Here is a 14588-nt window from a genome sequence, read left to right as displayed (position 1 = left end):
AGCGCCACGATGGTTGTCATGAGCAACGTGACCGTCTCGGATCAAATTCAGCAGATGTGGCGCACCCGTCCGCACCGACTGCCGCAACGAGGACATGTGGCGGGTGTCGCAGCCGGTATCGGCTATCGCTACGACGTCGATCCTGTTCTGATTCGGGTCGCATTCGTCGTATCCACCCTGTTCGGTGGTACCGGCATCGTGCTGTATCTGGCGGCATGGTTGGTACTCAACCGAGCCGGCGATACGGCGTCGGGCGCGGAGTCACTGGTCGGCCGCGGTGCCGGCCCCGATTCGACGACCAAGATGGTGGTCGTCGCGGTGGCGTTGGTGATCGCGGTGTCGACGATCGGCCCGGTCGGTGTCGGGCTCGGAGGTTCGGGGCTCATCTCACTGTTGGCCATGCTCGGTGGCCTGTGGTTGCTGCATCAGCGTTGCCCGGAGCCGCCACCGCATCTGCGGACGGAACAGTTTTCCCGAAACTACTACGCACCCAAGCCTTTCGGCTCGAACAGTACGTCAGCGGAGCAGTGGACGGCCGCGCAGTATCGGCCGCCGCAGTTTCAGCAGGAGCACTACAGCCCGTACACGACGCTGCCGAAGAGTTACGTTCCGACGCCGAAACCGGCCGGCGGCTCCGATTCTGCAGACCCCGGTGCCGACCGCACCGTGGATCTGAGCAAGCACAAGCCGGCCGACGCGCCGGCGGTGACTCCCCCGGCGTGGGACCCCCTCGGAGTTGCTCCGTTCGCCTGGGATCTCCCCGAACCGGCACCGGCATTCCCACCGGCAGCGATCGAGCGCAAGCGTCGATCACGTTGGACAGCAAGCTTTCTCGGCCTTGCACTGCTCGGTGCTGCTGTCACCGCCGCGGTCGGAGCCGCATCCGGCGGAGACTGGGCCACAGCGGGCCGCATCGGAGCCGTCGCGCTGTCGATCATCGCGGTCGGGCTGATCCTCGGCGCGTTCCTCCGCAAGGGCTACGGACTGCTGGTGGTTGCGGCACCCCTCGCCGGATTCGTCGCACTGGCAACGGCGATCGGACCGGTGGACCTGGGCAACGAGTCGTCAGGCACCCAGAGCATCGTCCCGTCGACCGCTGCCGAGCTCGCACCGTCCTACGACGTCGGCGCAGGCGAGCTGAACCTCGACCTCACCGGCACGACACTCACCGAGAACCGCACCGTGAACATCGATGTGGCACTGGGCAGTGCGACGGTCGCCGTGCCCGATTCGATGAACGTGATCGTGGAGTGCGAGGCGTTGATGGGTACTTGCCCCTTCGAAACACGGTTCGGCCCGGCCACGAGCGCCGACGCTCCGGTCTTGACGATCGTGGGAGATGTGGCGCTCGGTGAACTGAAGGTGGATCAGCGATGAAGAAGAACAACGCCGATCGTATCGGCCACGACTACGGCGACAGCGACTCCGACACCGAGGCGCAGAACTCGAACCGACGGGGACCGTCAGCGCTGCTCTTGCTTGCCGGACTGGCCGCCATGGTCGTCGCGGTTGCAGCCATCATCGGCCAGGATGCGATCACTGCCCTCGGCGACGTGCAGTTTCGCTGGGTGTTCGTAGTCGCTGCGGTCGCTGTCGGAGTCGCTCTTCTACTGGGCCCCAGCCGAAAGAGCTGACGCGCTCACTCCCACTCGATGGTGCCCGGCGGCTTGCTCGTCACGTCGAGAACGACTCGGTTGACCTCCGGAACCTCGTTGGTCACCCGAGTCGAAATCGTTTCCAGCACGTCGTACGGCAGTCGGGTCCAGTCCGCAGTCATGGCGTCCTCGCTCGACACCGGGCGCAGCACGATGGGATGACCGTAGGTACGACCGTCGCCCTGCACTCCGACACTGCGCACGTCGGCCAACAGCACTACCGGGCACTGCCAGATCTGCTGATCGAGGCCGGCGACCGTAAGTTCTTCTCGGACGATCGAATCCGCATGACGCAACGTGGCCAACCGATCCGCAGTGATCTCTCCGACGATGCGAATTGCCAGTCCCGGTCCCGGGAAGGGTTGCCTGCCGACGATGTCCTCCGGCAGTCCCAATTCACGCCCGACAGCGCGAACCTCGTCCTTGAACAACGCCCGCAACGGCTCGACCAGGGCGAACTGCAGATCGTCCGGCAAGCCGCCCACATTGTGATGGCTCTTGATGTTGGCGGTTCCCGAACCACCGCCCGACTCCACGACATCCGGATACAGAGTGCCCTGCACCAGGAACTCGACGGAGTCGCCGTGCTCGGCGTTCTCACCCAGCACCTCGGTGACGGCACCCTCGAAGCTACGGATGAACTCGCGGCCGATGATCTTGCGCTTCTCCTCCGGATCGGACACGCCCTCGAGCGCACCGAGGAAGGTGTCGACCGCATCGACGGTGACGAGCTTCGCGCCGGTGGCAGCCACAAAATCCTGCTGCACCTGCTCGCGCTCGCCTGCACGCAGCAATCCATGGTCGACGAAAACACAGGTCAACCGGTCGCCGATTGCCCGCTGCACGAGAGCTGCCGCCACCGCGGAGTCGACGCCACCGGACAGACCGCAGATGGCCTTGCCCGTCGGACCGACCTGCTCCTGGACTGCCTCGATCAGAGCGTCGGCGATGTTGGCCGCTGTCCAGTCCGGAGCGATGCCCGCCGTCTCGTGCAAGAACCGACTGAGTACCTGCTGCCCGTGCGGCGAATGCAGAACCTCGGGGTGATACTGCACTCCAGCCATCTGCTTGGCCTCGTTCTCGAAGGCGGCAACCGGTGCGCCGGCGCTGGTGGCAGTGACGGTGAAGCCCTCGGGAGCTGCAGTGACCGCGTCACCGTGACTCATCCACACCGGTTGGGTCGCAGGCAGGCCGTCGTGCAGTCGACCGCCGTCCACGCTGAGTTGGGTGCGGCCGTACTCCCGCGTTCCGGTGTGTTCGACGGTTCCGCCGAGGGCCTGAGCCATGGCCTGGAATCCGTAGCAGATGCCGAACACGGGGATGCCGAGGTCGAGCAGCGCGGAATCCAATTCGGGCGCGCCCTCGGCGTAGACGCTGGAGGGTCCACCGGACAGCACCAGCGCGACCGGATCCTTTGCTGCGATCTCCTCGGCGGTTGCCGTATGCGAGATCACCTCGGAGTACACGTTGGCCTCACGCACACGGCGGGCGATCAACTGCGCGTACTGAGCACCGAAGTCGACGACGAGAACCGGGCGTGCATGTGCGGGATCGTGTGCAGTGGAGTCGGTCACCGGGTCAGTCTAGTGGGACTGCTGCAGAGGTTACGCAACACCCGAATGCTCGACGTGCAACGCCGCAGAGCCGGACCTGATCTCGACGATCGGCAACCTCAGCCCACCCGGAGCGTCCACCGGGACGACGGGAGAGTTGGGGGCGATGGGGTCGAGACGTTGGTACGGAAGCCCCTGTGCCGGACGAAGATCGAGCTCGCCCTTGTTGGGCCACAGCGCGGCGGACCGCTCGGCCTGCGCGCTGATGGTCAGCGACGGATTGACCCCGAGGTTCGCCGACACAGCCGCCCCGTCCACCACGCTCAGCGTCGGGTATCCGTGGACGCGGTGGTACGGATCGATGACGCCGTGCGCCGAATCCGAGGCAATGGCGCAGCCGCCGAGGAAGTGCGCGGTGAGCGGAATGTTGAACAACTCACCCCAGGTGCCGCCTGCGACGCCGCCGATCTTCTTGGCGATGCGCCGGGTGGCGTCGTTGCCCTCGGGGATCCACGTCGGGTTCGGCTCACCGTGGCCCTGCCTGCTGGAGATCTTGCGGCCGAACGGCCCACGCTTGGTGAACGTGGTGATCGAGTTGTCGAGGTTCTGCATCACCAGCGCGATGATGGTGCGCTCGCTCCAGTGCCGGACATTGACGACTCGAACGAACTGAACCGGGTGTGCGATCAACGCGAACACGAACTTGAGCCAACGCGGGATCTTTCCGCCGCCGTCGGTCATCAGGGTCTGCAGCATTCCCATCGCGTTCGAGCCCTTGCCGTAGCGGCACGGTTCGATGTGCGTGTTGGGGCTGGGGTGGAACGAGGACGTGATGGCGACGCCGCGCGTGAGGTCCATATTCGGATCGACCGCAAGCTTGGCCGCTCCGACGATCGACTCGGAGTTGGTGCGAGTCAGTTCGCCGAGTGTGTCCGACAGCTTGGGCAGAGCGCCCGTGTCTTTCATCTTGTGCAGCAGATTCTGGGTGCCCCAGGTGCCCGCGGCCAACACGACATTGGCTGCGCTGTACGTCTTCTTGCCCTTGCGGAGCCGAGCACCGGTGCGCTCGGTGTCGACGTCCCAGGTGCCGTCGGATCGCGGAACGAGACCGGTGACGGTCGTCATCGGCACGATCTCGGCTCCTGCGCGCTCGGCCAGACCGAGGTAGTTCTTCAGCAGGGTGTTCTTGGCTCCGTGGCGGCAACCGGTCATGCACTCGCCGCATTCGATACATCCGGTGCGCTCGGGGCCTGCACCGCCGAAGTACGGGTCCGGGACGGTCTTACCGGGCTCGTCTCCGAAGAACACGCCCACCGGCGTCTGAATGAAGGTGTCGGCAACGCCCATGTCCTCGGCGACCGACTTCATCACCTCGTCGGCGGGAGTCATGTGCGGATTGCGCACGACGCCGAGCATGCGGGTGGCCTGGTCGTAGAACGGCGAGAGCTCACTGCTCCAGTCGGTGATGTGCGCCCACTGCTTGTCCTCGAAGAACGGGGCCTGGGGCTTGTAGAGGGTGTTCGCGTAGTTGAGCGATCCGCCGCCCACTCCGGCACCGGCGAGGATGAGGCAATCGCGCAACAGATGCACGCGCTGGATTCCGTAGAGGCCCAGCTTCGGTGCCCACAGGAAGCGCTTGAGATCCCAGCTGTTCTTCGCGAAGTCCTTGTCCTCGAAGCGTTGCCCGGCTTCCAGGATCCCGACGCGGTATCCCTTTTCCACCAGCCTCAGCGCGGTGACACTTCCGCCGAAGCCGGAGCCGACGATCAAAACGTCGTAATCCGTGGCGCGAACAGCTGAACCCATGGTGACCTCCGCTACATCCGATGCTGTCGAACAGTATGCACACCCCCATGTGACTACCGCCACAAGCGATTCTAGCTGTTACGAGAGGTATCACCAACCCAGGGTGGGTTTACGTGTGCGGGAATTCGTAGCCCGCTACGAAGTTCCGCACACGACGAAGGGCGCGCACCCCCGATTTCGGGAGTGCGCGCCCCTGTTGAACTGCAGTCGATCAAGCCCTGACGTTCAGGCCCACCTTCTGGAATTCCTTGAGATCGGAGTAGCCCGACTTCGCCATGGATCGACGCAGTCCGCCGACGAGGTTGATCGACCCGTACGACTCCCGCGACGGTCCGTGCAGCACCTGATCGAGGCTCGGACGATCCCCTGCCGACATCGGCAGCAACGCGCCACGCGGCATCGACGGATGCGCCGCCGCGGACGGCCAGTACCAGCCGCCGCCGGGAGCCTCCGCGGCGACGGCCAACGGAGCTCCGAGAACCGCAGCGTCGGCACCGCAGGCGATGGCCTTGGCCAGCGCACCGGACGTGGTGATGTCGCCGTCGGCGATGACGTGCACGTACCGCCCACCGGTCTCGTCCAGGTAGTCCCGACGCGCCGCTGCCGCGTCGGCGATCGCGGTGGCCATCGGAACACCGATGCCGAGCACCTCACCGGTGGTCGTGCCACCTTCGACAGAGCCGTAGCCGACGATGACGCCCGCCGCACCCGTGCGCATCAGGTGCAACGCGGTGCGGTGATCGCTGACGCCGCCCGCGATGACGGGAACGTCGAGTTCGGCGATGAACGTCTTGAGGTTGAGCGGCTCCTCATCGCCGTGTGCCACGTGCTCGGCGGAGATGATGGTGCCCTGAATGACCAGCAGATCGAGGCCTGCGGCAACCAGAGCGGGTGTCAGCGCACGTGCGTTCTGCGGACTGACCCGCACGGCCACGGTGACGCCGGAATCGCGTACCTGGCCGACTGCGGCCGACAGCAGATCGGGCTGCAGCGGCGCGGCATGCAACTCCTGCAGAAATGCGATGGGCGCATCGGGATCGAGATCGGTCTCGGCGATGTGGATCAGCTGATCCAACTTGGCCTGTACGTCCGCGTGGCGGGCCCAGAGGCCCTCACCGTTGACGACTCCGAGCCCACCCTGACGACCCAGCTCGATCGCGAACGCGGGCGAGACCAGGGCATCGGTCGGATGGGCGAGCACCGGGATGTCGAAGCGGTATGCATCGAGTTGCCACGCCGTCGACACCTCCTTCGACGACCGAGTACGACGGGACGGCACGATGTCCACGTCGTCCAACTGGTAGGTGCGACGGGCTTCTCTGCCCATGCCGATTTCAACGAGGTCGCGCACGCGCGCACCTTTCTACTTCGGGAACGAATCGAGTCGGCCGACTGAGGCCGAAGCGACTATCGGGTGGTGTAGTTCGGAGCCTCTGCGGTCATCGTGATGTCGTGCGGATGGCTCTCCTTGAGCCCGGCCGCGGTGATCTGCACGAACTGAGCCTTCTGCAGGTCTTCGATCGAGTTGGACCCGGTGTACCCCATCGCAGCGCGCAGGCCACCGGTGAGCTGGTGAATGACCTGATTGAGCGGTCCGCGATACGGGACACGGCCTTCGATGCCCTCGGGCACCAACTTGTCCTCGGCCAACACGTCGTCCTGGAAGTATCGGTCCTTGGAGAACGACTTCGCTCCCCCGCGTCCCTGCATCGCACCGAGAGAACCCATGCCGCGGTAGCTCTTGAACTGCTTGCCGCCCACCAGAATCAGCTCTCCGGGGGACTCGGCCGTTCCCGCCAGCAACGATCCGAGCATGGCGGTCGACGCACCTGCAGCGAGGGCCTTCGCAATATCGCCGGAGAACTGCATGCCGCCGTCGGCGATGACCGGCACACCGTGCGGCTTGCACGCGGCGACGGCTTCGAGGATGGCGGTGATCTGCGGAGCGCCGACGCCTGCGACCACGCGGGTGGTGCAGATGGATCCCGGCCCGACGCCGACCTTGACCGCGTCCGCACCGGCCTCGACGAGAGCGAGTGCGCCTGCACGGGTGGCAACGTTTCCGCCGACGACCTGAACCCGATCGCCCACCTCTGCCTTGAGCTTGCTGACCATCTCCAGGACCTGCGAATTGTGGCCGTGCGCCGTGTCCACGATGACGACGTCGACACCGGCATCGGTCAGGGCCATCGAACGAGCCCACGCGTCCTGTCCGACACCCACCGCAGCACCGACGAGCAGTCGGCCGTCACGGTCCTTGGTGGCGTTGGGATGCTGTTCGGTCTTGACGAAGTCCTTGACCGTGATGAGGCCGGTCAGCGCGCCTTTGCCGTCGACGATCGGGAGCTTCTCGATCTTGTGGCGACGCAGCAGGCCGAGAGCGGCCTCCGCGGTGACGCCCTCCTGCGCGGTGATGAGGGGAGCCTTGGTCATGACATCGGCGACGCGGCGGTTCTGATCCACCTCGAAGCGCATGTCGCGGTTGGTGATGATGCCGACGAGTGCGCCGGTCTCGTCGGTGACGGGCAAACCCGAGATGCGGAAGCGCGCGCACATGGCGTCGACCTCGGCCAACGAATCGGTGGGCTTGCAGGTGACCGGATCGGTGACCATGCCGGCCTCGGAGCGCTTGACGGTTTCCACCTGCGACGCCTGATCCTGCAGCGACAGGTTGCGGTGCAGCACGCCCATACCGCCGGCGCGGGCCATGGCGATCGCCATCCGCGCCTCGGTCACGGTGTCCATGGCGGAGCTGACCAGAGGCACCCGCAACCGGATCTCGCGGGTGATCTGACTGGACGTGTCGACCGAGCTGGGAATCAGATCCGAAGCGGCCGGCAGCAGCAGGACGTCGTCGAACGTGAGGCCGAGCATCGCGACCTTGGTGGGATCGTCGCCGCCTGTGCGGACGTGGGCTCCGGGACTACTCATGCGAATCTGGCCCTCCCTAGAGCCTGGTCGCACTTCGGCGCGGCGTGCGGCCGGTGAGAGCTCGCAGGCGCACCGGAATGCGGGATTGGAGAACGGATGGAGTTTCGGCACTTGCACTCATCTGTTCAGCGCCGTGAACCATGGTATCGGCTAGGGCACAACCAGTGCGAATGCCTCCCACTACGGCCTGCCCGGGGCCCTGAAATCTCGTCCATCGGCAGCGATACACGGCATCGACGTCCGGCATGTCGCATTCGAACAGCTGGCGCAGACCCACCAATCCTGCGTACCGTGGAGGCGTGCGCGATCAACTGCCTCCCGGTTTACCCCCGGACCCCTTCGCCGGAGACCCAGCCGACCCGTCGGCCGCCCTCGACGCAATCGAGCCCGGCCAGCCCCTGGATCCTCAGGAACGTCTGGCCGTCGAGGAAGATCTGGCCGACCTAGCTGTCTACGAAGCATTGCTCGGCCACCGCGGCATCCGCGGCTTGGTCGTGTGTTGCGAGGACTGCCAGCAGGACCACTACCACGACTGGGACATGCTCCGCGCGAACTTGTTGCAGCTCTTGGTCGACGGCACCGTACGGCCGCACGAGCCGGCCTACGACCCCGTACCCGACGCGTACGTGACCTGGGATTACTGCCGCGGCTTCGCGGATGCATCGATGAACGACGCCCTGCACGGCGACGGTTTCGACAGCTGAGCTTCGGCGCGAATTCCGCAATACGAAGAAGCCCGACACGATGATCGTGTCGGGCTTCTTCGTTGTTCAGGAGGAATCGAGAACCCGCTCAGCTACCGCCGGACGGGACCGACATCCGATCGCGATTCTCGGACGAACTTCCGTCGGCCGTAGCCGTCGGCTCGTTCGGGTCGACAGGGACTGTCGGTGTGACAGCGGTCGTCGTCGGACTCGGACTCGTCGTGACCGGAGGGCTGTCCGGTGTGGTCGTTTCCGGAATCGGAGTGACCGGAACTGCGCTGGTGTCGGGCACCAACGCGTCCACCGGGGCCTGCGGGGCGACAACCTCGGAGCTGGGTGCCGCTGCGGGCGCACTCGGAACCGCCGCAGGGGGCGGTACGGGCACGGGAACCGTCAACGCCTGCAACTCCTGCAGCAGACGCGCCAGCCACTGGTCGAGCTCGGCGCGCTGCGAATCGTCGAGTACAGCCGAAGTGCGGTTCGATGCACCATCGAGCAGAGCCCGAGCCGCGTCGGCATCACCCGACGACAGAAGGTTTTCGGCCTCCTGCAGCTTGGACGTCGTATCGATCTGCGCCACAGTCGAATCGGCCTGCTCGGAGAACACGACGGACTTGACGCTCCACAGCGGATCGTCGGGTGTCGAGTTGTAGGAGATGACAACCAAGCCACCCATCACCACAGCGATCGCCGCAGCGGCACCGGCAATGGGACGCAGCAAACGCATGCGGCCGCCACGGTTCGCCGAGCTCCTTCGCGCCATGTCGGCGGCGAGCTTCTCGCGTTCCACCGATGCCACGACCACGTCCAGGGACGGGCCGGCGGGCATTGCCGGAGCAATCACATCTGCTCGCCAGTTGGCGAGAAGAAGGGCCAGTTGATACTCGTCCGCGTCATCGGTAGCGATCGGTCCGTCACCACTGATCGCGTCGATGAACGCATCGTCACGACGTACGGCAACGAGGTCCACGGGACCACCGTCTGCACCGATGTCGGCATAGGGATCGTTCTGCTTCGGTCCAGTGGGGTTCACGTGCTCACCGATTCGCGAGATTCCGCGACGCGGGGTCTCGCCGGAGCCACCGTGACCAATGTCCCTAGCCATACATTTCACCTGCTCTCACAACTTCGTTCTTCAGTTTTGCGATAGCTCGGTGCTGAGCCACGCGGATAGCGCCTGCAGTGCTGCCGACTGCCGCTGCTGTTTCCTCGGCCGACAATCCGACGATGAGTCGGAGCACCAGAATTTCTCGGTGCTTGGCGGGCAAGGTGTCCAGCAGTGCAGTCATCTGACGACTCGACTCGGATTCGAGAGCGCGTTGCTCCGGTCCGTGTTCCATCGACACGACATCTGGTACTTCGGCGGCCGGGTCCGATTTGTTACGCGAGGCGCTGCGATGGGCATCGGCGACCTTGTGAGCCGCGATGCCGTACACGAATGCCATGAACGGACGACCTTGGTCCTGGTAACGCGGCAAGGCGGTCATGACTGCCAAACAGACCTCCTGCGCCACATCGTCGGCCGATAACTGACCGCGCTCCGCCGATCCGACTCGTGCCCGGCAATACCGAACGACAAGTGGTCGAATGAACTCCAAGACCCGGGACAGAGCCAGTCGATCGCCTTGCGCTGCGGCAACGACGAAAGAGTCCAACTCCTCACCCGCTGTGTTCATCGTCGACAATTTTCCCCGCGTTACAGGTACGCACCCGCCTGGGAGCGCTTCCACGTGGTGGTGGAACGTGACCAAGGATAGCGACACCACCCCGTCGCAACCGAACCGCTCGGTCCGTGTCCGATCGCAGTCCTGGTCAGCCGATCGACGAACCACCGCGGCGATCGATCGCCGCGGCGAGAGCGACAGAGGTCACCATGCCTGCGTCGGCAATTCCGGTTCCTTCGCAGAGCATCGTCGCGGCCCAGCGCAAGGGCAGCAGACCGTGCATCGCCGCAGCGCTGGCCACCTGGAACGCCGAATCGTGTGCACGGGCGGCCTGTCCTGCGCAACTCAGCGCAGCCGCCACTATCAGGTCCGTCTTGATGCTGTGGCGTAACGAATCGGCATCGTTGGCGAGAGCCCGCGCCGATTCGGCGTGTCGGAGGGCAGTCGAGGCGTCGCCGCGCACCATCGCCAGTTCGGCAGATACCCACGCAGCTCGCAGGGCCGGACGCCACAGGTCATCGCCGTTCGGCCCGAGTCGATACTCCTCGCTGCGCTCGAGCAGGGTCTGCGCCACGCCGAACCGCCCCGTGCCGAGCGCGTCGGCAGCGAGGCCGATCAACGCATCACTGCGGGCTTCGACCGCGGCTGTCGATCGCGGAGGTCCTACGAGACCGACGAGAAACACCGCCTTTCCGTCGAAGCGACGCGCCCGCTCGTGCCGACCCAGTTGACGCAGCCATGAGGCTCTGGTCGACGCGTGCAACGACTGGAGTTCGAGGCTGTGAGGTCGGTGCCGCCGTAGTTCGACATCCGCCGCGCCGTATCGACCTTGGCCGGCCAGCGCCACACTGCGGTACCAGCTCTCGCGTGGTCCGGACGCCGCGGGCACCGGAAATCGGCCGGGTTCGGCACCGAATGCGACGTCGAAGAGGTCGGAGGGCGTCGCAGTGAACCGCGAGATCTGCTCTGGTGGCACGACGCAAGGGTAGGCCTCGCCATCCGTGTGGCGAGAATTCGTGATCGCTCCCGGCACGCTCCGCGAGGGCTGCATTTCGTGAACGAAACGCAGTTTTCAAGGAATTAACAATGCAAAAAAGGCTGTTCAGGAAACAACAATCTGAACGCTGTGTGGCGAATAGGTTAAACGCTCCACCGAAACGGTGAACTGTGCCGACAAATCTCAGCGGTCGTTGTCCGACGCCTCGGCCCGAGACATGCCATTCCAGACTCCGGCATCGATAACCGCTTGCAGTCCCGTTGCCGCCGAGAACACCGAACCGACCGGCCGGCAGCATATGAACTTCTGGAGCCGCCACGGGGCCCCGAACAGGGAGAACTGCGAAAAATGTCCGGCCAACCGACCACTCGCGGTCACAGTTTCCGACGCCGAATCAGTGCGTCCGCGGGACGGACGCCGAGCCGCGCTCCTCCCTATCGTCTCCCGTGTTCGCGGATTCTTCAACAGGAGCAGCACGCACGCGGTGCGGTTCAAGTAAATATCGCCCGTGTTAATTCTTGGCCCCATAACTATGCATTTGCCCACGACCGAGAACTATTGACTCGATTTCGTCGACCCACATAACGTTGTCGGCATTCGGATCACGAATCCGAGAAGCCACACCACCCTAGGAGTTTCCATGCCGCAGCCGAATCACCTCCCTGGGCCGAACGCCGATATTTGGGATTGGCAGATGCACGGCCTGTGCCGTGGGGTCGACTCGTCCATGTTCTTCCACCCGGACGGCGAGCGAGGCCGCGCACGAGCGCAGCGCGAGATGCGCGCCAAGGAAATGTGCCGCAGCTGCCCCGTTCTCGCGCAGTGCCGCACACACGCTCTCAACGTCAGCGAGCCGTACGGCATCTGGGGCGGAATGTCCGAGACCGAACGAGAACTACACGCGCGGCACAACCGTCGCCGTATCGCGGTCTAGTCGACGCAGCACTCGCGAGCGCAAGCACGACGAAGCCCCCAACCCGTGCGGGTTGGGGGCTTCGTCGTTGTTCTACCGAATGTCAGTGAGCGTGACCGTGGCCGGCAGCAGGCTCGGCGGCCTCTTCCGGCTTCTCCACGATCGAGCTCTCGGTCGTCAGGATCATCCGAGCAACCGATGCAGCGTTGACCACAGCCGATCGAGTCACCTTCACCGGATCCACGACGCCGTCGGCCAGCAGGTCACCGTACGTCAGGGTCGCGGCGTTGAATCCGTGTCCCTTCGGCAGCTCGGCAACTTTGCTGACCACGACGGAACCGTCGATGCCGGCGTTGGTGGCGATCCAGAACAGCGGCGCGTTGAGTGCGTTACGCACCACGGCCACACCGGTCGCTTCGTCGCCGGTCAGGCCGAGATCGTCGGCCAGCGACAACGCTGCCTGCGTCAGAGCAGAGCCGCCGCCGGGAACGATGCCCTCTTCGACGGCCGCCTTGGCTGCTGCCACTGCGTCGTCGACGCGGAACTTGCGTTCCTTGAGCTCGGTCTCGGTAGCTGCGCCGACCTTGATGACGGCGATGCCGCCCGAGAGCTTCGCCAGACGCTCTTCGAGCTTCTCGCGGTCCCACTCGGACTCGGTGTTCTCGATTTCGCGGCGCAACTGGCCGACGCGAGCATCGATGTCTTCCTGGGAACCCGCACCGTCGACGATGGTCGTGTCGTCCTTGGTGACCACAACGCGACGAGCGCGCCCGAGAAGCTCGAGGCCGGCTTCCTTCAGGCTCAGACCGACGTCGGCAGTGATGACCTGTCCCGCAGTCACGACGGCGAGGTCGTCCAGGAACGCCTTGCGACGATCTCCGAAGAACGGTGCCTTCACGGCGACGGCCTTGATCGTCTTGCGAATCGAGTTCACGACGAGCGTCGAGAGAACTTCGCCCTCGGTGTCCTCGGCCAGGATGAGCAACGGCTTGCCGCTCTCGGCAACCTTCTCCAGCAGCGGAAGGAAGTCCGGAAGCGAGGTGATCTTCTCGCGGTAGAGCAGGACGTACGCGTCTTCGAGTACGGCTTCCTGCGTGTCGACGTCGGTGACGAAGTACGGCGAGAGGTAGCCCTTGTCGAACTGAACGCCCTCGGTGACCGAGAGTTCCGTGAGCAGGGTCGAAGATTCTTCGACGGTGACCACGCCATCGGCACCGACGCGAGTGAGCGCCTCACCGACCAGTTCGCCGATCTCGGGGTCACGTGAGGACACTGTGGCCACCTGAGCAATGGCTTGCTTGCCCTCGACCGGAGTAGCGGCGGCGAGCAGTGCCTCGGCGACCTTGTCGGCAGCCTTGGAGATCCCGACGCCGAGGGCGATCGGGTTCGCACCGGCGGCGATGTTCTTCAGTCCGCCGCGCACGAGAGCCTGCGCGAGAACCGTCGCGGTGGTGGTTCCGTCGCCGGCGACGTCGTTGGTCTTGGTCGCGACGCTCTTGACCAGCTGTGCGCCCAAGTTCTCGAACGGGTCTTCCAGGTCGATCTCACGAGCGATCGACACGCCGTCGTTGGTGACGGTCGGTCCGCCGAATGCCTTGGACAGGACTACGTGGCGTCCACGTGGTCCGAGAGTGACCTTGACTGCGTCGGCAAGTTTGTCGACGCCGCGCTCGAGTGATCGGCGCGCTTCCTCGTTGAATTGGATTTGCTTTGCCATGTTTCGGTGTTACTCCTTCGAGTAAAGAAACTCGATCGAACGCACACCGCCCCGGCACCGACACGAGATCGGCTTCCGGGGCGGGGTGCGTTGTGGCCTACTTGGCGATGACTGCCAGCACGTCGCGTGCCGACAGGATCAGGTACTCCTCGCCGGCGTACTTGATCTCGGTGCCGCCGTACTTGCTGTAGATGACGGTGTCACCTTCTTTGACGTCGACCGGGATGCGGTTGCCCTTTTCGGTGACACGGCCTTCGCCAACGGCGACGACGGTGCCTTCCTGAGGCTTCTCCTTGGCTGTGTCGGGGATGACCAGACCGGAGGCGGTCGTCGTCTCGGCCTCGTTGGCCTGGACGAGGATCTTGTCCTCGAGCGGCTTGATTTTCACGCTCGCCACGTTGAGCCCTCCAAAGTTATGGGGTACGCGTCCGGGGTCGGATCCCCGGACAGCTGTGTGTAAGTACTTCTCGTGCGGTCCTGACAAACGGCTCGAACTCGTTCCCGTCGTCGCGGGTGCCGGGACTTCGCTCGATGCCAACTAGCACTCTATACACGAGAGTGCCAGCACTCAAGGGCTGGGTTCGCCAGATTCGAGCCGACGCGTACCCGGACGGTCTTCCGCCGTCCACGATGCGAAGTTTCTCGGAC

The 14588-nt window shown here is 64.9% G+C and carries 13 protein-coding genes; 4 read left to right on the top strand and 9 right to left on the bottom strand.

The features are described from left to right. Positions 1 to 18 precede the first annotated feature (18 nt). Together AC5WEY_RS11100 and AC5WEY_RS11095 are read left to right on the top strand one after the other, a co-directional pair. A complete protein-coding gene (locus AC5WEY_RS11100; protein ID WP_495645938.1) occupies positions 19 to 1377 on the top strand; it encodes a PspC domain-containing protein in 1359 nt (452 codons plus the stop codon). After that, positions 1374 to 1634, top strand: coding sequence for a hypothetical protein (locus AC5WEY_RS11095; protein ID WP_495645937.1), 261 nt, complete (start codon positions 1374 to 1376; stop codon positions 1632 to 1634). Before AC5WEY_RS11100 ends, AC5WEY_RS11095 begins: the two co-directional genes overlap by 4 nt. 5 nt (positions 1635 to 1639) lie before the next feature. Here AC5WEY_RS11095 and guaA read toward each other — a convergent pair whose 3' ends face one another. From guaA to guaB, 4 genes are all read right to left on the bottom strand, one after another. Continuing rightward, positions 1640 to 3229: a glutamine-hydrolyzing GMP synthase gene (gene guaA / locus AC5WEY_RS11090; protein ID WP_057475630.1), complete on the bottom strand. Its 1590-nt coding sequence runs from the start codon at positions 3227 to 3229 to the stop codon at positions 1640 to 1642. Positions 3230 to 3259: 30 nt separating this feature from the next. Beyond that, complete coding sequence (locus AC5WEY_RS11085) at positions 3260 to 5014, bottom strand: FAD-dependent oxidoreductase (protein ID WP_495645936.1); 1755 nt, start codon at positions 5012 to 5014, stop codon at positions 3260 to 3262. 211 nt (positions 5015 to 5225) lie between these two features. Then, positions 5226 to 6365 (bottom strand): GuaB3 family IMP dehydrogenase-related protein, encoded by a 1140-nt coding sequence (locus AC5WEY_RS11080; protein WP_057475632.1) that lies wholly within the window; start codon positions 6363 to 6365, stop codon positions 5226 to 5228. Positions 6366 to 6421: 56 nt separating this feature from the next. Then, complete coding sequence (guaB, locus tag AC5WEY_RS11075; RefSeq protein ID WP_032376741.1) at positions 6422 to 7945, bottom strand: IMP dehydrogenase; 1524 nt, start codon at positions 7943 to 7945, stop codon at positions 6422 to 6424. A 299-nt stretch (positions 7946 to 8244) separates the two neighbouring features. On the opposite strand from guaB, the gene AC5WEY_RS11070 reads away from it, so the two are divergent. Continuing rightward, complete coding sequence (locus tag AC5WEY_RS11070; RefSeq protein ID WP_032378069.1) at positions 8245 to 8649, top strand: DUF5319 domain-containing protein; 405 nt, start codon at positions 8245 to 8247, stop codon at positions 8647 to 8649. Positions 8650 to 8737: 88 nt separating this feature from the next. Here AC5WEY_RS11070 and AC5WEY_RS11065 read toward each other — a convergent pair whose 3' ends face one another. The 3 genes from AC5WEY_RS11065 to AC5WEY_RS11055 all read right to left on the bottom strand — a co-directional run bounded on the left by AC5WEY_RS11065 (position 8738) and on the right by AC5WEY_RS11055 (position 11289). Then, complete coding sequence (locus tag AC5WEY_RS11065; protein ID WP_495645935.1) at positions 8738 to 9754, bottom strand: anti-sigma-D factor RsdA; 1017 nt, start codon at positions 9752 to 9754, stop codon at positions 8738 to 8740. Further along, entirely contained in the window at positions 9747 to 10325 is a 579-nt protein-coding gene (locus AC5WEY_RS11060; protein WP_032376740.1) for a sigma-70 family RNA polymerase sigma factor, read from the bottom strand. The genes AC5WEY_RS11065 and AC5WEY_RS11060 overlap by 8 nt, the downstream gene beginning before the upstream one ends. Before the next feature lie 136 nt (positions 10326 to 10461). Further along, positions 10462 to 11289: a hypothetical protein gene (locus AC5WEY_RS11055; protein ID WP_495645934.1), complete on the bottom strand. Its 828-nt coding sequence runs from the start codon at positions 11287 to 11289 to the stop codon at positions 10462 to 10464. Positions 11290 to 11950: 661 nt separating this feature from the next. Here AC5WEY_RS11055 and AC5WEY_RS11050 point away from each other — a divergent pair. Continuing rightward, the gene (locus AC5WEY_RS11050; protein WP_027496361.1) at positions 11951 to 12244 is read left to right on the top strand and encodes a WhiB family transcriptional regulator; all 294 of its coding nucleotides are present in this window, start codon (positions 11951 to 11953) and stop codon (positions 12242 to 12244) included. 82 nt (positions 12245 to 12326) lie between these two features. Here AC5WEY_RS11050 and groL read toward each other — a convergent pair whose 3' ends face one another. Then, positions 12327 to 13940 (bottom strand): chaperonin GroEL, encoded by a 1614-nt coding sequence (groL, locus tag AC5WEY_RS11045; RefSeq protein ID WP_495645933.1) that lies wholly within the window; start codon positions 13938 to 13940, stop codon positions 12327 to 12329. A gap of 97 nt (positions 13941 to 14037) precedes the next feature. Beyond that, positions 14038 to 14337, bottom strand: a complete 300-nt coding sequence (groES, locus tag AC5WEY_RS11040) for a co-chaperone GroES (protein ID WP_008718149.1) — start codon at positions 14335 to 14337, stop codon at positions 14038 to 14040. Positions 14338 to 14588 lie beyond the last annotated feature (251 nt).

This window comes from Rhodococcoides sp. S146-33 (assembly GCF_059489205.1).
The sequence above is the reverse complement of the archived record's forward strand: the minus strand, read 5'-3'. Positions and strand labels throughout refer to the sequence as shown.

Excerpts from the sequence above, each read along its gene's own strand:
- AC5WEY_RS11060 (WP_032376740.1), bottom strand. The coding sequence starts at position 10,325 with ATGAACACAGCGGGTGAGGAGTTGGACTCTTTCGTCGTTGCCGCAGCG.
- AC5WEY_RS11100 (WP_495645938.1), top strand. The coding sequence starts at position 19 with ATGAGCAACGTGACCGTCTCGGATCAAATTCAGCAGATGTGGCGCACC.
- AC5WEY_RS11050 (WP_027496361.1), top strand. The coding sequence starts at position 11,951 with ATGCCGCAGCCGAATCACCTCCCTGGGCCGAACGCCGATATTTGGGAT.
- AC5WEY_RS11095 (WP_495645937.1), top strand. The coding sequence starts at position 1,374 with ATGAAGAAGAACAACGCCGATCGTATCGGCCACGACTACGGCGACAGC.
- AC5WEY_RS11065 (WP_495645935.1), bottom strand. The coding sequence starts at position 9,754 with ATGGCTAGGGACATTGGTCACGGTGGCTCCGGCGAGACCCCGCGTCGC.
- AC5WEY_RS11085 (WP_495645936.1), bottom strand. The coding sequence starts at position 5,014 with ATGGGTTCAGCTGTTCGCGCCACGGATTACGACGTTTTGATCGTCGGC.
- guaB (WP_032376741.1), bottom strand. The coding sequence starts at position 7,945 with ATGAGTAGTCCCGGAGCCCACGTCCGCACAGGCGGCGACGATCCCACC.
- groL (WP_495645933.1), bottom strand. The coding sequence starts at position 13,940 with ATGGCAAAGCAAATCCAATTCAACGAGGAAGCGCGCCGATCACTCGAG.